Origin of the sequence: Flavobacterium sp. LC2016-01 (genome assembly GCF_009711135.1) — a bacterium.
GTDB lineage: Bacteria > Bacteroidota > Bacteroidia > Flavobacteriales > Flavobacteriaceae > Flavobacterium.
In genome coordinates this window covers 252,208-273,479 of sequence record NZ_WMIC01000006.1, presented here as the reverse complement: position 1 = coordinate 273,479, position 21,272 = coordinate 252,208, and the positions used below count along the sequence as shown (strand labels likewise).

Annotated in this window: 15 protein-coding genes; 5 read left to right on the top strand and 10 right to left on the bottom strand. The window is 32.9% G+C overall.

From position 1 onward, the window contains the following. Positions 1–69 precede the first annotated feature (69 nt). A complete protein-coding gene (locus GKZ88_RS14220; RefSeq protein WP_155103019.1) occupies positions 70–1,338 on the top strand; it encodes an NAD(P)/FAD-dependent oxidoreductase in 1,269 nt (422 codons plus the stop codon). A 119-nt stretch (positions 1,339–1,457) separates the two neighbouring features. Here GKZ88_RS14220 and GKZ88_RS14215 read toward each other — a convergent pair whose 3' ends face one another. Then, a complete protein-coding gene (locus GKZ88_RS14215) occupies positions 1,458–1,730 on the bottom strand; it encodes a DUF4242 domain-containing protein (protein ID WP_155103018.1) in 273 nt (90 codons plus the stop codon). 255 nt (positions 1,731–1,985) lie between these two features. After that, a complete protein-coding gene (locus GKZ88_RS14210; RefSeq protein WP_155103017.1) occupies positions 1,986–3,215 on the bottom strand; it encodes a multidrug effflux MFS transporter in 1,230 nt (409 codons plus the stop codon). 142 nt (positions 3,216–3,357) lie between these two features. Here GKZ88_RS14210 and GKZ88_RS14205 point away from each other — a divergent pair, with 142 nt between their 5' ends. From GKZ88_RS14205 to GKZ88_RS14195, 3 genes are all read left to right on the top strand, one after another. Then, on the top strand, positions 3,358–3,777 hold the full coding sequence (locus tag GKZ88_RS14205; protein WP_155103016.1) for a hypothetical protein: 420 nt from the start codon (positions 3,358–3,360) through the stop codon (positions 3,775–3,777). A gap of 549 nt (positions 3,778–4,326) precedes the next feature. Then, positions 4,327–6,246, top strand: coding sequence for a DUF294 nucleotidyltransferase-like domain-containing protein (locus tag GKZ88_RS14200; protein ID WP_155103015.1), 1,920 nt, complete (start codon positions 4,327–4,329; stop codon positions 6,244–6,246). 3 nt (positions 6,247–6,249) lie between these two features. Then, a complete protein-coding gene (locus tag GKZ88_RS14195; RefSeq protein ID WP_155103014.1) occupies positions 6,250–6,846 on the top strand; it encodes a 3'-5' exonuclease in 597 nt (198 codons plus the stop codon). Positions 6,847–7,022: 176 nt separating this feature from the next. Here GKZ88_RS14195 and acs read toward each other — a convergent pair whose 3' ends face one another. From acs to GKZ88_RS14160, 7 genes are all read right to left on the bottom strand, one after another. Beyond that, on the bottom strand, positions 7,023–8,930 hold the full coding sequence (gene acs, locus GKZ88_RS14190) for an acetate--CoA ligase (RefSeq protein ID WP_155103013.1): 1,908 nt from the start codon (positions 8,928–8,930) through the stop codon (positions 7,023–7,025). A gap of 497 nt (positions 8,931–9,427) precedes the next feature. Then, positions 9,428–10,897: a ketol-acid reductoisomerase gene (gene ilvC, locus GKZ88_RS14185; RefSeq protein WP_155103012.1), complete on the bottom strand. Its 1,470-nt coding sequence runs from the start codon at positions 10,895–10,897 to the stop codon at positions 9,428–9,430. Between the two features lie 59 nt (positions 10,898–10,956). Further along, complete coding sequence (ilvN, locus tag GKZ88_RS14180) at positions 10,957–11,478, bottom strand: acetolactate synthase small subunit (RefSeq protein WP_155103011.1); 522 nt, start codon at positions 11,476–11,478, stop codon at positions 10,957–10,959. Between the two features lie 87 nt (positions 11,479–11,565). Then, positions 11,566–13,254: a biosynthetic-type acetolactate synthase large subunit gene (gene ilvB / locus GKZ88_RS14175; protein WP_155103010.1), complete on the bottom strand. Its 1,689-nt coding sequence runs from the start codon at positions 13,252–13,254 to the stop codon at positions 11,566–11,568. 64 nt (positions 13,255–13,318) lie between these two features. After that, positions 13,319–14,992: a dihydroxy-acid dehydratase gene (gene ilvD, locus GKZ88_RS14170; RefSeq protein WP_155103009.1), complete on the bottom strand. Its 1,674-nt coding sequence runs from the start codon at positions 14,990–14,992 to the stop codon at positions 13,319–13,321. Between the two features lie 272 nt (positions 14,993–15,264). Then, positions 15,265–16,383, bottom strand: a complete 1,119-nt coding sequence (leuB, locus tag GKZ88_RS14165) for a 3-isopropylmalate dehydrogenase (protein WP_155103008.1) — start codon at positions 16,381–16,383, stop codon at positions 15,265–15,267. Positions 16,384–16,461: 78 nt separating this feature from the next. Beyond that, positions 16,462–17,637, bottom strand: a complete 1,176-nt coding sequence (locus tag GKZ88_RS14160) for a 2-isopropylmalate synthase (protein WP_133523945.1) — start codon at positions 17,635–17,637, stop codon at positions 16,462–16,464. Positions 17,638–17,792: 155 nt separating this feature from the next. Between GKZ88_RS14160 and GKZ88_RS14155 the strand changes: the two genes are divergently transcribed. After that, positions 17,793–19,337: a hypothetical protein gene (locus GKZ88_RS14155; protein WP_155103007.1), complete on the top strand. Its 1,545-nt coding sequence runs from the start codon at positions 17,793–17,795 to the stop codon at positions 19,335–19,337. Positions 19,338–19,511: 174 nt separating this feature from the next. Here the strand turns inward: GKZ88_RS14155 and GKZ88_RS14150 are convergent, their stop codons facing one another. Then, a complete protein-coding gene (locus GKZ88_RS14150; RefSeq protein WP_155103006.1) occupies positions 19,512–21,167 on the bottom strand; it encodes a M1 family metallopeptidase in 1,656 nt (551 codons plus the stop codon). Positions 21,168–21,272: the final 105 nt, after the last annotated feature.

Here is a 21,272-nt window from a genome sequence, read left to right as displayed (position 1 = left end):
TTGTCATTGCATATTAAAGTTGTATATTTATAAGGAATTATTTTATAATCCTAGTAAATATACACATATATGAAGATCGTTATAATAGGAGGCGGTTTTGCAGGAATCAATCTTGCGAAAGAGCTTGTAAACCAGCCTCAAATTGAAGTAATCCTCGTTGACAAGAATAATTATAATTTTTTTCCACCACTAATTTATCAGGTTGCAACGGCTTTTTTAGAGCCGTCAAGCATTAGTTATCCTTTCAGAAAATTTTTTGCAGGCAAAAAGAATCTCCAGTTTCGTTTGGGCGAATTACTTTCTGTAGTTCCAGCTGAAAATAAAATTATTTTAAGCAATGGCGAATTAACATATGATAAACTTGTTTTTGCAACTGGTGCAGAAACGAGTTATTTTGGTATGGAAAACGTGATGAAAAACGCCATTCCGATGAAAACCTTAAATGATGCCATCGAAATGCGTAATGCATTGCTTAAAAATCTTGAAAAAGCTGCCATTACGAAGGATATGCGTAAACGCCGTAAATTATTAACGATAGTTGTTGCCGGAGGTGGGCCAACAGGAGTAGAAGTTTCTGGAATGTTTGCCGAAATGAGAAAAAATATTCTGCTCAAAGAATATCCCGAATTAGAAACCTCTGCAAGTAATGTTTATTTGGTTGATGGAGGAGATGCATTGCTTTCTCCAATGAGCAAAGATTCTCAAAAAGATACTCTCGAAGCGCTAACAAAACTGGGAGTTGTCGTTAAATTGCACACACGCGTTACTGATTATGTTGATGATACAGTGTTTTTTGAAAATGGAGAAACCATTAAAACAAAAAACCTAATCTGGGCAGCTGGAGTTTCGGCAAAAATATTTGATGGAATTCCGAAAGAAAGTTACGGCCGTGGCAAACGTATGGCAACAGATCAATTCAATAAAGTCAACGGATTAGAAAATATTTACGCTATTGGTGACACCGCCATTTTAGCCGGCGATAAAAATTTCCCTGACGGACATCCGCAAGTAGCGCAGGTCGCCATTCAGCAAGGAATAAATTTGGCCCAAAACTTTAAAGCAATGGTTAAGAACAAAACTTTGAAACCATTTATGTACAAAGACAAAGGCTCGATGGCAATCATTGGAAAAAACAAAGCTGTTGTAGATTTACCAAGTCCGAAATGGCATTTTAAAGGATTTTTTGCTTGGATAATCTGGCTGTTTATTCACTTGATTTCTTTAATAACTTACAGAAATAGATTGCAAACTTTCTGGAACTGGATGGTCGCTTATTTTGCAAGCGATCAATCTCTTAGAATGATTATTCGACCAGATAAAAAACAACAAAGCGAATGAGTAAATTTTAATTTGAAAACGCAAAAGTTGTCTGAATTTTAAAAGTAGAAAGCCAAAATCTTTTGATTTTGGCTTTTTTTATTCCTGGAATTTGGAATTTTAAAATTTGGAATTTAAACTTACTCCGCTGTGGTTGGATCAATTACTGCTAAAATCTGATTTACCGAATTGGCTGGGAAACCTCCCAATTTAGCGTGTTCATAAATCATTTCTTCATTTGGCGCAATATAAATACAATAAAGTTTATCGTTTGTTATATAACTGTTTACCCATTGTATTTGTGTTCCTAGTTGATTTAATACTCCGCAGGAAGCCTGAGAAATACTTTGAAGTTCGTCAGATGTAAGTTTGCCAGCATTTGGGATTTCTCTTTCAATAACATATTTCGGCATAATAATTCGAAATTTATTCCTACTCGTGTGGCTTTTCGGTTTCGCCCCGTTTTTCAAATGGTATCTGGATTCCATTTAATTTTAAGCACTATAAAATTAATGAAATAAAACACGATAAAACCCTTATTTACAGATTTTTAAATATATAAATTCCAAAAGATAAATTCCAATTTCCAATAAAAAAAGCAGAATCTATTTTTAGATTCTGCTTTTTTGGAAAATACTCAAATTTGGAATTTGGAATTTTAATTTATTCTAATGAACAGCTATAACATCATCTTCAGCACTTAATTCAACTTTTTTAGTAATAAATCGCTTTCCGATATTTAAAACAATAAAAGCAATAAAGGTTGTGACGGTCATAATAAGAACCATAGGCGCTACAGAATCTTTAACAAAGATTCCAACCGCGAACGATGCAATAGATCCTAATCCTAATTGAATGGCTCCCATCAAAGCTGAAGCGCTGCCAGCATTTTTAGCAAATGGAGCCATTGTGAGTCCCGCTGTATTTGGGTTCGAAATTCCCAAGCATCCCAAAAATATAAATAGCATCGCTATAGTTTCATACAATCCTAATAAATTGTTTAAGGAAAGCATAAGGAAAACAATACTAACAACAGATTGCAAAATTAATGCTCCAAAAATCATCTGCTCACTTGAAAATTTCTTCAATAAAATCGAGTTTAACTGACTTGAACCTATAAAACTAACCGACATAAAAGCAAAAATCCATCCATAAGTTTTGGCATCAACATGGTAAATATCCATAAAAATGATAGGTGAGGCCGCTACATAGGTAAATAATCCAGAAAAAGCAATTGCTCCGGTAAATGCATAAGTAAAAAATTGAGGTTCCTTAAGAACTTTTAAAAAGTTCGAAATAATAGGCTTTGGCTTTAATGATATATAAACATCTGGTTTATAACTATTTGGCAAACCAAGTTGAGAAGCAACTAAAATAGAAATTCCCATAAACATTAAAATAATAAACACGGTATGCCAACCGTAATCTTCGGTCACATAACCGCCAATCGTTGGTGCAAGCATTGGAGAAAGACCAAGAACAAGCATTAAAAGCGAGAATACTTTTGGAATATCTTTGACAGGGAAAAGATCACGAACCATGGCTACAGAAGCAACTGTTGCAGCACAACTTCCGATTGCCTGAATAAATCGCAACAAAATAAACGAATCAATATCAGTCACATAGGCACAGCCTAACGACGCTAATATATAAACCATCAACCCCATAAATAACGGCTTTTTTCGCCCAAAACGGTCTAATAAAGGTCCGTAAAGTAATTGTCCGGCTGAAATTCCAATAAAATAACTTGACAAACTCATCGAAACTTTTGCAACACTTGTGTTTAAATCCTTAGCAATAGCAGAGAAACCAGGCAGATACATATCGATTGAAAAAGGACCAAGAGCAGTTAAAGAACCTAAGATAAGTATGAGCTTGATGTATTTTTTTGTTGTCATTTTCTTAAAGAAATTACTTTTAATTTCAAATTATCAATTAATATTTGCTATCTTGTTAGATATTATAACATTTTTATGTAAAAAATGGTAATAATGTAAGTTTTCAGAAATGTTTTGAAACTTTAACTATAAAATTTAAATTATGAAAAAAATCACTTTATTATTAGCATTTATTTTTACAACAATTTCATTTGCTCAAACAATAACTTCAAAACAAGAAGATGCAAATGTAGAACAATACGCATTGCTTACAAAAGTAAATCAGTATTATCCGGACATTACTTTAAACAAAACAATTACGAATTTTTATGCTGATGGAAACATTATCGATTCGCAGCAGCAATTTGATTTAAAAGGAACAAAATTTTCAAGTTATAAACTCGGAATTGAGCCAGGAAACAAAAAATTATTATTTGAATACGTTTCAGACGAAACTGGAAAAGTTTTTGGCGATGTGCAGCTTTTTAAAGGAAATGTTTTAAGAACAACGTTTAGCGATAAAACAAATCAAATTGAAATTTCGCTTAATGGAAAATCCGTTTATTTGAAAAAATTAAATTAAATTTTCAAATACGAGAAATTTGAAGCATCGCATATTACGTGATGCTTTTTTTATTTCAATATGCACATTGAATAAATCGCGTATTTGAGAAAAAATAAAATAAATTTTCAAATACGAGAAATATGAAAGAGATGGATCAAAGGGTAAATCTGAATAGATTAGAAAATCTGCTAAATAATATCTAATATTAGACATAGTTCCGATATATAGTTTTGACCTATAATTTATATTATGTAAAATAGAATATTTTAAAATACTTCTCTTCAAATATTGCCTTTTGAACGAAAAACAATATTCAAGCGACTATCCTTCTCACATATAGCACTGTAAATTAACATTTTACAAAAACATCAAAATATTTTAGGTTTCTATACAATAAACATTACTTCAATAATTTTTGATTTAAATGTAAAAAAAACATTTTAAAGCCTTGATATCATTAAATCTTAACATTTCTTTAAAATAATCAGATTCTCATAAAGTTGCTTTCATTGTAAGACTTTATTTTCTTATTTTTACATACGATACTTTAAAAAAATTATCAAACGTATGAATACAATTGCTGAGCATATTGCAGATTTTTTAAAAGAATACCCGCCATTTAATAATTTGACTTTTCAGGAATTATCTGATATTGCAAGCAATATCCGTGTACTTAATTTAGAAAAACATACAGTATTGTTTCAAAATAACGATACACTTCATGATAGTTTTTACGTAGTAGCTTCTGGCGTTATCAATTTAACTACAATTGCTGATGCTGAAGAAACCATTATCAATAAATGTCATGAAGGCGATATTTTTGGATTAAGACCATTCTTTGCCAAGAATAATTATATGATGACGGCTAAAGCACGTGAAGAAAGTATTATATATGCAATACCTATTGCTGTTTTTAGACCTTTTGTTGCTAATAATTCTGATGTTCTGAACTTTTTATTGGAAAGTTTTGCAACAAATTCAAGAAATACAAAAGACAGTGTCAACTCAAACGGAAAAATGATTTCTGATACTTCATTTTATGTAGATCAGCAGTCAGAAATGCAATACATTCAGTCACTTAACTACAATAATTCTCCTTTAACAACCGAGGCAACTCATATTGTTAAAGACGTTGCTATTTTAATGACTGAAGCAATGGTTGATAATATCATCGTTTGCGGTGAAAAAAACCGTCCAATTGGTATTGTTACTGCTACAGATTTGGCTTCAAAAATTGCAACTGGACGCTATCCTATTACAGAGTCCATCGATAAAATTATGTCGTCGCCTGTTGTAACAGTAATTGAAAATGTATCATTGGCCGAAGCACAGCTGCTTATGCTCAAACATAATGTAACTCATTTATGTGTCACTAAAGATGGTACAAGTAAATCTGCTGTAAAAGGAATTATTTCTGAGCACGATCTAATTGTAGCTCAAGCTAGTAACCCAGGTGTTTTAATTAAAGAAATTAAGCGTTCTCAGCTGCCAAAAGACTTAAAACAGATTCGTGATCGTCTTTCTGATCTGATTCAGAATTCGATCCAAAAAAATATTCCTATTTCGCATGTCAGCAATATTGCAAGCGAAATAAACTTAGCAATTATCAAACGTGCTGTCGAATTATCTATTTTAGACTTAGGCTCACCTCCTGCTCGTTTTGCTTGGTTAAGCATTGGTAGTCAGGGACGTAAAGAGCAATTATTACTTACAGATCAGGACAGTATTTTAATTTTTGAAGATGTCGCTCCTGAAAAGTACAGAGAAGTAAAAGATTACTTTTTAAGACTGGCTAAAAGAGCTACTACTATTTTAGAAAAAGTAGGTTATGAATTTTGCCCAAATGGCCACATGGGAAGCAACATGCTTTGGTGTAAGTCATTGACTGACTGGACTAAACAATACAACAGCTGGATGAATACTCCAGGTGAAAACAGTAACGATTTGAGCAGTATTTTCTTTGATTATGAAATTGTTTTTGGTGAACCAAAAATTGAAGAAGTAATCGAAAATGTGATTTTTAAGAATGCTGTTAATAATACCTTGTTTTTTGACTTTTTAGGAAATGATGCTTTGAAAAAGAATTCTCCGCTGAGTTTTTTCAAAAAATTCATTGTTGAAGAAGAAGGACCGCATAAAACAAAGTTTGATATTAAAACACGTGCTTTAATGCCATTAATTGACGCTGCACGTTTACTGATTTTAAATGCCAACATAAAAGGAATCAAGAATACCTATTTAAGATTCAAACAGCTGGCAATAACCGATTCTAAAAATGCTGAGATATATTTAAGCTGTGCTGAAGCTTTTTTAACACTCTCAAAATTTAGAACTGTTGAAGGATTAAAAAATGATGATTCTGGACAATATATTAATTTAAGAGAAATGTCTAAAACAGACAAAGAAAAGTTAAAAAATGCCTTGACCCCAATGAAAGATCTTGAGGAATTAATTAAGAGTAAATTTCAACTTACACAATTCTCGTAAAATATGCTAGACTGGCTAAAAAATATTAATAAAGAATATCCAGATTTTTGGAAAGATTACCTAAATAAATTCGAAACAAAACCTAACAGATTCGTTGTTTTATCAACCGAAACATCAGGTTTGAATCCGAATAAAGATGTTATTTTATCTTTAGGTGCTTTTTCAGTAGTTGATGACAGTATCGTGATCAAGGATAATTTTGAATCTGTATTGCTGCAATATAAATTTTTGCAGGATAACGGACTTTCAAATGAATTTATCATTGAAAGCAAAATGGTCAAAATGCAGGAACCGGAAGCACTGGAAGCATTTGTAAATTTCTTAGGAAATGCCGTTTTAGTCGGACATCATATTAATTTCGATATTGAAATGCTCAATTCATCACTAGAACGTCTTGACTGCGGCAGATTAAAAAATGAAGCTTTGGATGTTGACGTAATGTACAGAAAATTGATGGACATTAATGACAAACAGTTTTCACTGGATGATTTATGCGAAATTTATAAAATTCCAAAAAGTGACAGAAATTCATCTGCAGAAGATGCTTATAAAATTGCACTTTTGTTTTTGAAGTTAAAATCTAGATTGGGAATTAAATAAAAATATAATAAGTAATCAATTGTCAAACTGAGCGAAGTCGAAGTCCCGCAAAGTAATTCAGCACGAGAGACTTCGACTCCGCTCAGTTTGACAAATAGTATAAGTACTTTTGTACGACATAAAAAAAAAGCCTCTTAAATTTTTAAGAGGCTTTTTTTTTTATAATTTTAAATCTATTAGATTTTCCCTTGTGTAATTTCTTCTACAATTTCTGGATTTAACAATGTTGATGTATCTCCAAAATTAGAGAAATCACCTTCCGCTATTTTACGTAATATTCTACGCATAATTTTTCCAGAACGCGTTTTTGGCAAACCAGACACGAATTGTATTTTATCTAATTTTGCAATTGGCCCAATGTGATCAGAAATATATTGATTGATTTCTTTAGACAAGTTTTCTTTATTTCTAACTTCTCCAGTTTCTTTCAGAATTACATAACCATATAAGGCATTTCCTTTAATATCATGTGGGAATCCAACAATTGCAGATTCTGCAACTGCAGGATGCTCATTAATTGCATCTTCGATTGGAGCAGTTCCTAAATTGTGTCCAGAAACAATTACAACATCATCTACTCTACCAGTGATTCTATAATAGCCAACTTCATCTCTTAAAGCACCGTCACCTGTAAAATATTTTCCAGGGAAGGCAGAGAAATAAGTGTCTTTATAACGTTGGTGATCACCCCAGATAGTTCTTGCAATTCCAGGCCAAGGAAATTTAATACATAAACTCCCCACAACTTGGTTTCCTTCAATTTCATTACGTTTTTCATCCATTAAAACAGGCTGAATTCCTGGTAATGGTAAAGTGGCATACGTTGGTTTTGTTGGTGTTACAAAAGCAATTGGCGAAATCATGATTCCACCAGTTTCAGTTTGCCACCAAGTATCAACAACCGGACATCTTTTATCTCCCACGTGGTCATTGAACCAGTGCCAAGCTTCTTCGTTGATTGGTTCTCCAACAGATCCAATAACTTTAAGCGATTTTAGAGGATATTTTTGAATGTAATCTAAACTTTCTTTTGCTAATGAACGAATTGCTGTTGGTGCTGTATAAAATTGTGTGATTTTATGTTTTTCGATAATATCCCAAAAACGGCTAAAGTCAGGATAAGACGGAACTCCTTCAAAAATTACAGTTGTTCCACCATTTAATAATGGTCCGTATAAAATGTATGAATGTCCTGTGATCCATCCTATATCAGCTGTACACCAGAAAATATCATTTTCTTCGTGACTGAAAACATTTTTAAAAGTATAAGCAGTATAAACCATATATCCGGCAGTTGTATGCACCATACCTTTTGGTTTACCTGTTGATCCTGAAGTATATAGAATAAACAAAGGATCTTCAGCATCCATAATTTCAGCAACACTGTTATCAAGTGCAGCATCTAATAATGGCTGTAACCAGATATCACGGCCTTCTTTCATTTTTACTTCTGTTTTAGTTCTTTTAGCAACCAAAACTTTTGTTACAGATGGACAAGTATCTAAAGCTTCATCAACAATTCCTTTAAGATCAATTGTTTTATTTCCTCTATAACCTCCATCAGAAGTAATCACCATTTTACATTCGCAGTCATTAATTCTTGCAGAAACTGCTGAAGCAGAAAATCCTGCAAAAACAACTGAATGTATTGCTCCAATTCTAGCACAAGCCAAAACTGAAACTGCCAATTCTGGAATCATTGGCAAGTAAATACAAACTCTGTCTCCTTTGCGCACACCTTGCTCACGCAAAACATTCGCCATTTTTGAAACACGTTCGTACAATTCATTATACGTAATATGTAAAGCTTCTTCAGACGGATCATTCGGTTCAAAAATAATCGCCGTTTTTTCTCCTCTTTTGCTTAAATGTCTATCGATACAGTTTTTCGTAATATTAACTTTAGCGTCAGTAAACCATTTTACTTCGGCGTCGGCCATATTAAAATCAACTACTTTTTCCCATTGCTGGTACCAAGTAAAGTTCTCCTCAGCAATTTTACCCCAAAATTTTCTTGGTTCCCTTATTGACTTATTGTAATGCTTAAAATATTGTTCTAAATTTTCAATTTTATAATAACTCATATGTTTCTTGGAATTTTTTTTATAAATGTATTAAATCTCAGTGTATTCTTAAAATTATTTAATTCATAAATTTTGGCAAATAAAAACACATATTAAAAAAAATATCTTTTTTTATTGTGTTTATTACAAAAAAACACTTTTTTACATCAAAAAGCATATTATAAAAAAGGCGCAGCAAATAAATACCACGCCTTTTTACTTTTAACAATTTCAATAACAATTAATTTTGTAATTATAGAATTACAATACCTTTTCCTACTTTGAAAATAGAAGCATCTTTATTAATTAGAACAGAAATTTCAACAAGTATATTTTGCAAAATATACCCCATTATAAGGGATTAGCTTCACTTAACTTACTCTCTTCGAAGTTAAGTGAATGCAATATGCATCTATATCTACTATCTTAATAAGTGCTTACTAATTCAAAATATTACAAATCATTGATACAGTGCAAATCCCGCAAAATCGGATTTTGCGGGAATTCCCAATTTTTAATTATCCAATTTTTTTCATTGCAGTCATAGATTCTCTCAACCAAGCTCCTACTTCTTCAATAGGATGCTGGCGAATTTCTTTGTTTACAGCAATTAATATTGCGTTATCAACTCCGTTTGAAGTCGAAAATGGTTTTCCAATAATGTTAGTTTCAACAGTTTTCATGAATTCAGTCAATAATGGCTTACAAGCATGATCAAATAAGTAACATCCGTACTCAGCAGTATCAGAAATTACACGGTTCATTTCAAATAATTTCTTTCTTGCAATTGTATTTGCAATTAAAGGCAATTCGTGTAATGACTCATAATAAGCAGATTCTTCAATGATACCAGCTTCAGTCATAGTTTCAAAAGCCAATTCAACACCAGCTTTTACCATTGCAATCATCAATACTCCGTTATCAAAATATTCTTGCTCAGAAATTGGAGCTTCTTGTGGAGCTGTTTTTTCGAAGTTAGTTTCTCCTGTTGCAGCTCTCCATTTCAATAAATTAACATCGTCATTAGCCCAGTCAATCATCATAGTTCTAGAGAATTCTCCAGAAATAATGTCGTCTTGGTGTTTTTGGAATAACGGACGCATAATGTCTTTTAATTCTTCGGCCAATTCGTAAGCTTCAATTTTTGCTGGATTTGACAAACGATCCATCATATTTGTGATACCACCATGTTTCAAAGCTTCTGTGATAGTTTCCCATCCGTATTGAATTAATTTTGAAGCATATGCAGCGTCGATTCCTTTTTCAACCATTTTATCAAAACATAAAATAGATCCAGTTTGCAATAATCCGCAAAGAATTGTTTGCTCACCCATTAAATCTGATTTTACTTCAGCTACGAAAGATGATTTTAAAACTCCTGCTTTATGACCTCCAGTTGCTACAGCATAAGCTTTTGCTTGATCTAAACCAAAACTGTTTGGATCATTTTCAGGGTGAACTGCGATAAGTGTTGGCACACCAAATCCTCTTTTATATTCTTCACGAACCTCAGAACCAGGACATTTTGGAGCACACATAATTACTGTGATATCTTTACGGATCTGCATTCCTTCTTCAACGATATTAAAACCGTGAGAATATGATAAAGTCGATCCTTGTTTCATTAATGGCATAATTGCAGTAACTACAGCAGTATGTTGTTTGTCTGGAGTCAAATTACACACTAAATCAGCAGTTGGAATCAATTCTTCATACGTTCCTACTTTAAATCCATTTTCAGTTGCATTTTTATATGAAGCTCTTTTTTCAGCAATTGCATCTGCACGCAATGCGTAAGAAATATCTAAACCTGAATCTCTCATGTTTAAACCTTGATTCAAACCTTGTGCACCACAACCTACGATAACAACTTTTTTTCCTGCTAAAGCTGCAATTCCATCTGCAAATTCTGATTGCTCCATAAATTCGCAAACTCCAAGTTGCTCTAATTGTAATCTAAGTGGTAATGTGTTGAAATAATTTGCCATTTTTTTTTATTTAATGAATTGTGTAATTTAATTGATTTAATATATAACTATGAATGATACTATTTGAATGTTTCTAATAAAGATGAAATCTCCATTTTCTCTTTAGAAACTGATATTCTTCCTGAACGTACAAATTGCATAATGCCGTAAGGTTTGAATTTTGCATACAATTCTTCAATTTCAGAACGTCTTCCTGATTTTGAGATCACAAAAAAATCACGAGAAACTGTTACAATTGTTGACTGACTTTCTTTGATGATATTTTGAATTTGTTTCTCATCAAAAAGCAAATTTGAAGCAATTTTGAACAAAGCATTTTCTAAATAAATAGTCTCTTCATCTGTGTGATAAAATGCTTTTATAACTTCAATTTGTTTTTCAATCTGTCCAACGATATTCTGAACCCATTTCTCCGTTGTGTTGACAACAATAATAAACCTTGAAACATTCTCTATTTCTGATTCTGAAACGTTTAGACTTAATATATTAATGTGTCGCTTTAAGAATATCCCGGATATTCTATTCAACAATCCAACATTATTTTCTGAGTATACCGATATGGTAAATGTTTTATCTTCCATTGTTTTTTTAGTTTTATTTGTTTCAGGTTTCACGTTTCAAGTTTTGCTTAACTTGGAACGTGAAACCTGAAACTTGAAACCTTTTTCTTAGCTTAATCTAATTTCTGAAACGCATGCTCCTGTTGGAATCATTGGGAAAACGTTGTTTTCTTTTTCCACCATGACTTCTAAGAAATATGAATCTTTCGAAGCCAGCATTTCTGCAACAGCTTCATCTAAATCTTCACGTTGTGTAACTTTTTTAGATTTAATATGGTAACCTTCGGCAATTGCAGTAAAATTTGGATTAATCATTTTTGTTGAAGCATATCTGTTGTCAAAAAATAATTCTTGCCATTGACGCACCATTCCTAAAAATTCATTATTTAAAATAACAATCTTTACTGGAACCTGAGTTTGGAAAATAGTACCCAATTCCTGAATTGTCATTTGAAACCCACCATCACCAATAATTGCAACAACTTCACGCTCCGGTTTACCCATTTTAGCTCCAATTGCAGCTGGAAGAGCAAATCCCATTGTTCCTAATCCGCCAGAAGTAATATTACTTTTTGATGAATTAAATTTAGCATAACGACAGGCAAACATTTGGTGCTGACCAACATCTGAAACAATAATGGCGTCACCTTTTGAATGCTTATTGATCATCTCAATAGTTTCTCCCATTGAAATTCCTTTGCCATTCGTAGGATTTAATTCCTCTTTAATAACCGTATTATATTCAACTTCTTGTAATGCTTTAAATTCATTGTGCCATAAATCGTGAGATTTAGCATGGATTAAAGGCAATAAAGCAGCTAGAGATTCTTTTACATCGCCTAAAACTGCAACTTCAGTTTTAACGTTTTTATCAATTTCAGCTGGATCAATTTCGAAGTGAATTACTTTTGCTTGTTTCGCATAAGTAGCTAATTTTCCAGTAACACGGTCATCAAAACGCATTCCGAAAGCAATTAAAACATCACATTCGTTCGTCAATAAATTTGGACCGTAATTTCCATGCATTCCAAGCATCCCAACATTTAAAGGATGATCTGTTGGCAAAGCCGATAATCCTAAGATTGTCCAAGCTGCAGGAATTCCTGATTTTTCTACTAAAGCTTTGAATTCAGCTTCAGCCTGACCTAAAATAATTCCTTGTCCAAAAACAATGAAAGGTTTTTTAGCGCTATTGATTAAAGCTGCCGCTTCAGCAACTTTATCTAATTTTAATTTCGGAACTGGAACATAACTTCTGATTCCAGTACATTTTTCATAACTGTAATCAAACTCGTCAAACTGCGCATTTTTAGTGATATCAATCAAAACTGGACCTGGACGCCCAGAACGCGCTATATAAAACGCTTTTGCCATAATTTCCGGAATTTGAGAAGCTTCAGTAATCTGAAAATTCCATTTTGTAACCGGAGTTGAAATTCCGATAATATCAGTTTCCTGAAAAGCATCAGAACCTAATAAATGTCTTCCAACTTGTCCTGTAATACAAACCATTGGCGTTGAATCGATTTGTGCATCTGCAATTCCGGTAACTAAATTTGTAGCACCCGGTCCAGAAGTTGCAATTGCAACCCCTACTTTTCCAGTAGCTCTGGCATAACCTTGAGCCGCATGTGTTGCACCTTGTTCGTGACGAACTAATACGTGGTGCAACTGATCCTGGAATTTATATAATTCATCGTAAACTGGCATGATTGCTCCTCCTGGATAACCATAAACCAAGTCTACACCTTCTTCTAACAAACATCTTATAACGGCTTCTGCCCCTGATATTTTCATAGTATATTGTTTTTCAAGAATCAATTTCAATTTTCAATTGATTCTTGATATTATTGTTTTTTAATTAATTATCGGTAACGCATCCTGTAGAAGCGCTTGATACCGATCTTGCGTACTTAAATAAAACTCCTCTGTCAACTTTTAAAGGAGGCTGAACCCAAGCCGCTTTACGAGCAGCGAATTCTTCGTCAGATATCTTCAGGTCGATTGTATTTTTCTTAGCATCGATAGCAATTATATCTCCATCTTTTACTAGTGCAATACCACCACCGTCATATGCTTCTGGTGTAACGTGACCGACCACGAAACCGTGTGAACCTCCGGAGAATCTACCGTCTGTGATTAGTGCACAGGTGCTTCCTAATCCGGCTCCAATAATTGCAGATGTAGGTTTTAGCATTTCAGGCATTCCCGGACCACCTTTTGGTCCACAACCTCTAATGACGACTACATTGCCTGGTTTAATTTTTCCGGCTTCAAGACCTGGAATAACTTCAAATTCACCTTCAAAAACAACAGCTGGACCTTCAAAATATTCTCCTTCTTTTCCACTGATTTTTGCTACAGCTCCTTCAGAAGCAAGATTTCCGTATAAAACCTGAATATTTCCTGTTGGTTTTAACGCTTTTTGAATTTCATGAATTACTTCTTGTCCGTCTTGTAAATCTGGAGTAGAAGCTAAATTTTCAGCAACTGTTTTTCCTGTTACAGTCAAACAATCTCCGTGAATAAGTCCAACTTTCAATAGATATTTCATTACTGAAGGAATACCTCCAACTTCATGGATATCTTCCATCATATATTTACCACTTGGTTTCATATCAGCCAAAACTGGTGTTTTGTCATTAATTGCTTGAAAATCATCCAAAGTAATTGTTATTCCAACAGAGTGAGCCATAGCGATCAAGTGCATAACTGCATTTGTAGAGCCTCCTAAAACTGCTACAATTGTAATAGCGTTTTCGAAAGCTTTGCGAGTCATGATATCTCTTGGCTTAATATCTTTTTCTAATAAAATTTTAATCGCAGCTCCGGCAGCAAGACATTCGTCTCTTTTTTCCTGACTCAAAGCAGGATTTGAAGAGCTGTATGGCAAACTCATTCCTAATGCTTCGATTGCAGAAGACATTGTGTTTGCCGTGTACATACCACCACAAGCTCCAGCACCCGGACAAGCATTTTTAATAACTCCTTTAAAATCTTCCGGAGTAATTTCTCCTTTTACTTTTTTTCCTAAAGCTTCAAAAGCAGAAACGATATTTAAAGATTCGCCTTTCCATTTTCCAGAATGAATCGAACCTCCATAAACCATCATCGATGGGCGATTTAATCTTCCCATTGCGATTAACGCTCCTGGCATATTTTTATCACAGCCAGGAATTGCAATAATACTATCGTACCATTGTGCTCCTGCAACTGTTTCAATAGAATCTGCAATTACATCACGAGAAACTAAAGAATAACGCATTCCTTCTGTTCCGTTCGAAATTCCGTCACTAACACCAATGGTATTAAAAATAAGTCCGACAAGATCTGCATCCCAAACACCTTTTTTAACATCTTTTGCTAAATCATTCAAGTGCATGTTGCAAGTGTTACCATCGTAACCCATGCTCACAATTCCAACTTGTGCTTTTTTCAGATCTTCTTCAGTTAAACCAATACCGTATAACATTGCTTGCGCTGCAGGCTGTGTCTGATCTTGAGTGATGGTTTTGCTGTACTTATTTAATTCCATTATGTATTATTTTATTTTAATTTTTGTTCAAAAAAAAACCTTCCAGTATTTGGAAGGTTTATAATATAGTTTTTCAATTATATTTATAACATTCCCGACGCAGATGTGCTAATCACATTGACAACAACGACAGAAGAAATAATAATAATTGAGATTTGCATCTTTTCTATTTTTTAGTGAGACAAAAGTATTAAAACTTTAATGACTAAAAAAATAAAATCTCAACATTTTAAAGACTTCTTGTTATTTCTTCTACGTTTTAACAAAAAATATTAAACAATTGTCGATTGTCCAATACTTACATTGTCATTATTAAAATAAAGCAGATCATCTTTGCTGAAAATAAAATTAGAAACAAACTCCCCTACTTCATTTGTACCGAATTTTGAATCTGGTTTTAAATCAACTGTCACTACTTTAAATTCTATTGCTTTTTCAACCGCTGCATAAATCACATTTGCTTCTTTAAAAAGTCCAAAATGTTCTAACAACATTGCTGCTGATAAAATTGAAGCAATTGGATTGGCAATATTTTTTCCTTTTGCCTGAGGATAAGAACCGTGAATTGGCTCAAACAAAGCATTTTTTTCTCCTAAAGATGCCGATGCCAATAAACCTATCGAACCTGTAATAACACTTGCTTCATCTGATAAAATATCTCCGAACAAATTCTCTGTCAAAATCACATCGAACTGTTTTGGATTTAAAATGATTTGCATGGCTGCGTTATCAACAAATAAAAAGTCTAAAGCTACATCTGGATAGCTTTCGCCCACTTTCTGAACTACTTTTCTCCATAATCTTGAGGTTTCTAAAACATTTGCTTTGTCAACCATAGTTAACTTTTTACGTCGGTTTTGTGCCGATTTAAAAGCTAAATGTGTAATTCTTGTAATTTCTTCTTCTGAATATTCACATAAATCCGAAGCGTGTGTTCCTTCTTCATTTAATGTTTTTGCTCCAAAATAAGCACCACCTGTTAATTCTCTGAAAATAGTAAAATCAGCACCTTCAATAATTTCTCTTTTTAAAGGAGAAGATTCAACTAATGCTTTGTAAGGTTTGATTGGACGGATGTTCGCAAACAAACCCAGTTCCTTACGCAATTTCAATAATCCTTGTTCTGGGCGAACTTTTGCATTTGGATTATTATCATATTTAGGATCTCCAATTGCGCCAAACAAAACAGCATCAGTATTCAGGCAAAGATTAAGCGTTTGCTCCGGGAGCGGATTTCCTGTTTTATCAATTGCAACGGCACCCATAAGTGCTTCTTCAAAAACAAATTCATGATTGTACACCTCGCCAATAGCGTATAATGCTTTTTTGGCTTGTAAAATTACTTCTGGTCCAATTCCGTCTCCTGGTAAAACTGCTATTTTCAAATTCATAACGTCTCGTTCTTTATGATTTAAATCTTATTTTTTTAGTCTTTCTTCTTTACTCTATGCTCTATTCTCTTTCTACAACTAGCTTCTGATTAATTCTCCCTGAATTTTTGAAGCTTCGATAATTTGATGAATATCAGCATCAACAACTTCTTTTTTAATATCAGCGAATTTCAAAAACTCAATGTATACAATGTCTAATTGTACTTTTGTAAGCTCATAGCCCACTTTTTTTGCACGGTAAGCCAAAGCTGCTCTTCCGCTTCTTGCAGTCAAAATAATTGACGATTCGTTCACACCTACATCAAGCGGATCCATGATTTCGTAAGTTGCTCTGTTTTTGATAACACCATCTTGGTGAATTCCAGAACTGTGCGCAAAAGCATTTGCACCTACGATTGCTTTATTTGGCTGCACAATCATTCCCATACTTTCAGAAACCAAACGGCTCATTTCGTTTAATTCTCTAGTATTGATATTAGTATCTAAATTTAAATATGGATGTTGTTTGAAAATCATTACCACTTCTTCAAGTGCCGTATTTCCAGCTCTTTCTCCAATACCATTAATTGTACACTCGATTTGTCTAGCCCCATTTATAGCTCCTGCAATTGAGTTTGCAGTTGCCATTCCTAAATCATTATGACAGTGACATGAAAGGATTACGTTTTCGATTCCTTTTACGTTTTCTTTTAAATATTTAATTTTTGCTCCGTATTCTTCTGGAAGACAATATCCTGTTGTATCAGGAATATTTAATACTGTTGCACCAGATTTAATAACTTCTTCGCAAACTTTTGCCAAGAACGCATTATCAGTTCTTCCAGCATCTTCAGCGTAGAACTCAACATCTTCTACATATGATTTCGCGTGAGCAACTGCAAATTTTGCTCTTGCGATAATATCTTCTGGAGTAGTTTGTAATTTATGGAGGATATGAGATTCTGAGGTTCCGATTCCGGTGTGGATTCTCGGTCTTTTAGCGTGCTTTAAGGCAGCTGCAGCAACATCAATGTCGTTTTTAACTGCTCTTGTCAATCCACAGACGGTTGCATTTTCTACAATTTTACAAATCTCAGAGACCGATAAAAAATCGCCCGGACTTGACACAGGAAATCCTGCTTCGATAATATCAACTCCCATTTTGTCTAGTCGTTCTGCGATAACTAATTTTTGATTAGTATCTAACTTACATCCTGGAACTTGTTCACCATCGCGCAAAGTGGTGTCAAAAATTTGAACTTTCTCTCTATTCATATTCATTTATTTAATGTAATTTCACATTGTAATAACAAATATATATTGTACTTATGCAGTACAAAATTCGTTTTAATGAAATTATACTGTTCATAAAACAATTTATACCTAGTTAAATACTTTATAATCAATAAGTTATATTATTATTTTTTACAATGGCTAACCATCAAAAAGATTTCTTATTTGTTCTGATTAAATCACTTTCCAAATCTGAAAAAAGACAATTTAAAATTTTTGCGAGCCGATTAGAAACCAGTTCGAACACAAAATTTATCGAACTGTTTAATATTTTAGATAAATCTGAAACGTATGATGAAAAGCTGATTCTGAAAAGTGGAAGCATTAAAAAAATACAGTTATCTAACTTAAAATCATACTTGTACAAACAGATTTTGGTAAGTATCCGTTTGAATATTCCAAGCCAGAATATTCGTTATCAATTGCGTGAACAAATAGATTTTGCTGGAATCTTATACAATAAAGGTTTGTATAAACAGAGCTTGAAAATTCTGGACAAAACAAAAATGATTGCGCTTGAAAATGATGAAAAATATATGGCGTATGAAATTGTGGAATTTGAGAAATTAATCGAATCACAATACATTACCCGAAGTATTCAAGGCCGTGCTGACGAATTAGTAATTCAGGCAAAAGAGCTAAATTACAGAAATACCATTTCAAGTAAATTATCTAATTTATCGCTGCAACTTTACGGAATAATGCTGAAAACCGGTTATGTAAAAAGCGATGAAGAGTATAAATATATTGATGACTATTTCAACAGACATGTTTCAAAATTAGATGAAACTAAGTTTGGATTTCGAGAAAAATACTGGTTTTATAATGCCAATTTGTGGCGTAGTTTCTTGGTTCAAGATTTCTTGGCAAGCTATAAATACGCTTATAAATGGGTTCGATTGTTTTATGATAATCCAAACATGATTTATCAGAATCCTGTGTTTTTTCTAAAAGGGAATCATTACTTTTTGGAATCTTTATACATGCTGAAATACAAATCGAACTTCAAAAAATATTTATCTCTTTTAGAAGAGACTATTGCCGATGAAAAATTTCCGGTAAACGATAACATTGCATCACTATCATTTCTATATGTTTACAATAATAAGCTAAATCTTCATATTCTAGAAGGTACTTTTGATGAAAGTGAATACTTGATTCCTGAGATTTTGGAAAAACTGAAAATTCACAGTGAACATCTTGATGAACATCACGAAATGTTGTTTTTCTATAAAATTGCTTCAATTTATTTTGGAAATGAAAAATATAACGAATGCATTCTTTATTTAGACAAAATTATCAATAACAAAAACTTAAGCATGCGCGAGGATTTAATGTGTTTCGCCCGACTTTTGTCATTGATTGCACATTATGAGTTAGGAAAAGATTATTATTTAGAAAATCATCTTAAAAGCACTTATAAATTCTTACTGAAAATGAATGATTTACATGAAGTTCAGAAAGAAATTATAAAATTCCTAAGAAACTTGAATAACTTTTATCCTGCTGATATTAAGAAGGAATTCAAAAAAATGCACGCTCGTTTTGTAGAGCTTGAAAAGAACACTTACGAAAAAAGAGCTTTCCTGTATTTAGATATTATTTCTTGGCTTGAAAGTAAAATTGAAAATCGCAAGATTGCTGATATTATCAAAGAAAAGGCGAAGTTGAATAGCCGATAATTTAAATTCCAATATTTTTAAATTCCAAATTCCAAAAAAAGCCTGAAAGAATAAATCTTTCAGGCTTTTGTCATCCTTCGCTCCTCACGATGACAAAATAGGGCCAAAAAAAATCCCAAATCCCAATCGTAAAATTGGAATTTGGGATTTTAAAATATTGGAATTTTAAAAACTCTATTCTATAATATTCGAAGTTGTAACATAAAAATCTTTATCAACTTCTACTTTGCGAGTTTCATCAGTTGTTTTCTCAGATTGCCATTCGGTTGTTGGTTTTAACCAAGTTTCAACACCATTTAATTTTACTCGAACTGGCATATCAAATTTAGCAACACAGTTTGTCCAGTGGTATCCAAAAGTTCCATTTTTAAACATATATTCAAAAACTGGAATTTGAGTTGTTGTTAAATATTGTGCAAAAACTCTGTTAAAATTAATTCCAGACTGCTCATTAATATAATCCTGTATCTGCTTGCCAGTAACTGTTTGATGATAAAACGTTTTATTCATGCCTCTTAAAATCGACTTCCATTTTGCATCATCATTAATTACCTGGCGAATCATATGAAGCATATTTGCACCTTTTGGATACATATCTCCTGATCCTTCGTTATTTACATCATAATGACCAATAATTGGTGTGTCATTATGAATGTTTTTTCTGCATCCAATGATATATTCCGAAGCAGCATCTTTTCCATAATAATATTCAAGAAAAAGACTTTCAGAATAATTTGTGAAGCTTTCATGAACCCACATATCAGCAATATCTTTATAGGTAATATTGTTGGCAAACCATTCATGTCCAGACTCGTGAATAATAATAAAATCAAATTTTAATCCCCAGCCAGTTCCGCTTAGATCACGGCCTAAATAGCCATTTTTATATTCATTCCCATAAGTTACAGAACTTTGGTGCTCCATACCTAAATATGGCACTTCTACTAATTTATAGCTGTCTTCGTACCAAGGATATGGGCCAAACCAATTCTCAAAAGCTTTAAGCATTTTTGGAGCATCTTTAAATTGTTCTTTGGCTTTAGCTAAATTATCTCTCAAAACATAATAATTACAATCTAAATTTCCTTTTTCACCTTTAAATACTTCTGAGAAATTAACATAATCACCAATATTAATATTCACACCGTAATTATTAATTGGGTTCGAAACGTACCAATTAAAAGTTTTAGTTCCATCTTTTTCTTTTTTAACGCTTTTAAGTCTTCCATTCGAAACCTCTGTTAAATCTCCTGGAACATTGACACTGATCATCATGTTTTCAACTTCATCATACATATGGTCTTTACAAGGCCACCAAACACTCGCACCTAAACCTTGACAAGATGTAGCGATAAAGTCCTTTCCGTTTTTATCTTTTTTCCAAGAAAATCCGCCATCCCAAGGTGCTCTTACAGCTTCTTTAGGTTTTCCTTCAAACGAGATTATAATTTCTTTCGAATCTCCAACTTTCTGTTTTTCGGCTAAAGTAATAAAGAAAGCATTTCCATCTCTTTCAAACTTTAAAGGCAAGCCATTCTGAGTCACTTTAGTGATATTCATTGGCTGCTGTAAATCGATTTGCATTCTGTTGCTTTCTGTTAAAACAGTATAACGAACTGTATTTGAACCAGAAATTGATTTCTCAGAAGGATTTACTTTTACATTTAAATGATAGTATTTTAAATCCCACCAAGCTCTTTCTTTTGTAATACTGCCACGTAAAGTGTCCTGATGCGTAAAAACAGTTTCTGACTTATTCAAAAGCCCTTGAGCATTTGCACCGAAACCAACTAAAAAGGCGATAAAAGCGCCACCAAAGTATTTTCTCATTATTTATAATTTTGTAATAAATAAGGTAATTAAACCTGTTTAATCTCTAACAAATGTAAACATTCAGATTAATTATTTTAAAATTTTATGATTTCTCATAGAAAA

Coding starts and splice junctions, on each gene's coding strand:
- GKZ88_RS14220 (WP_155103019.1), top strand. CDS start 70: ATGAAGATCGTTATAATAGGAGGCGGTTTTGCAGGAATCAATCTTGCG.
- GKZ88_RS14215 (WP_155103018.1), bottom strand. CDS start 1,730: ATGCCGAAATATGTTATTGAAAGAGAAATCCCAAATGCTGGCAAACTT.
- GKZ88_RS14210 (WP_155103017.1), bottom strand. CDS start 3,215: ATGACAACAAAAAAATACATCAAGCTCATACTTATCTTAGGTTCTTTA.
- GKZ88_RS14205 (WP_155103016.1), top strand. CDS start 3,358: ATGAAAAAAATCACTTTATTATTAGCATTTATTTTTACAACAATTTCA.
- GKZ88_RS14200 (WP_155103015.1), top strand. CDS start 4,327: ATGAATACAATTGCTGAGCATATTGCAGATTTTTTAAAAGAATACCCG.
- GKZ88_RS14195 (WP_155103014.1), top strand. CDS start 6,250: ATGCTAGACTGGCTAAAAAATATTAATAAAGAATATCCAGATTTTTGG.
- acs (WP_155103013.1), bottom strand. CDS start 8,930: ATGAGTTATTATAAAATTGAAAATTTAGAACAATATTTTAAGCATTAC.
- ilvC (WP_155103012.1), bottom strand. CDS start 10,897: ATGGCAAATTATTTCAACACATTACCACTTAGATTACAATTAGAGCAA.
- ilvN (WP_155103011.1), bottom strand. CDS start 11,478: ATGGAAGATAAAACATTTACCATATCGGTATACTCAGAAAATAATGTT.
- ilvB (WP_155103010.1), bottom strand. CDS start 13,254: ATGAAAATATCAGGGGCAGAAGCCGTTATAAGATGTTTGTTAGAAGAA.
- ilvD (WP_155103009.1), bottom strand. CDS start 14,992: ATGGAATTAAATAAGTACAGCAAAACCATCACTCAAGATCAGACACAG.
- leuB (WP_155103008.1), bottom strand. CDS start 16,383: ATGAATTTGAAAATAGCAGTTTTACCAGGAGACGGAATTGGACCAGAA.
- GKZ88_RS14160 (WP_133523945.1), bottom strand. CDS start 17,637: ATGAATAGAGAGAAAGTTCAAATTTTTGACACCACTTTGCGCGATGGT.
- GKZ88_RS14155 (WP_155103007.1), top strand. CDS start 17,793: ATGGCTAACCATCAAAAAGATTTCTTATTTGTTCTGATTAAATCACTT.
- GKZ88_RS14150 (WP_155103006.1), bottom strand. CDS start 21,167: ATGAGAAAATACTTTGGTGGCGCTTTTATCGCCTTTTTAGTTGGTTTC.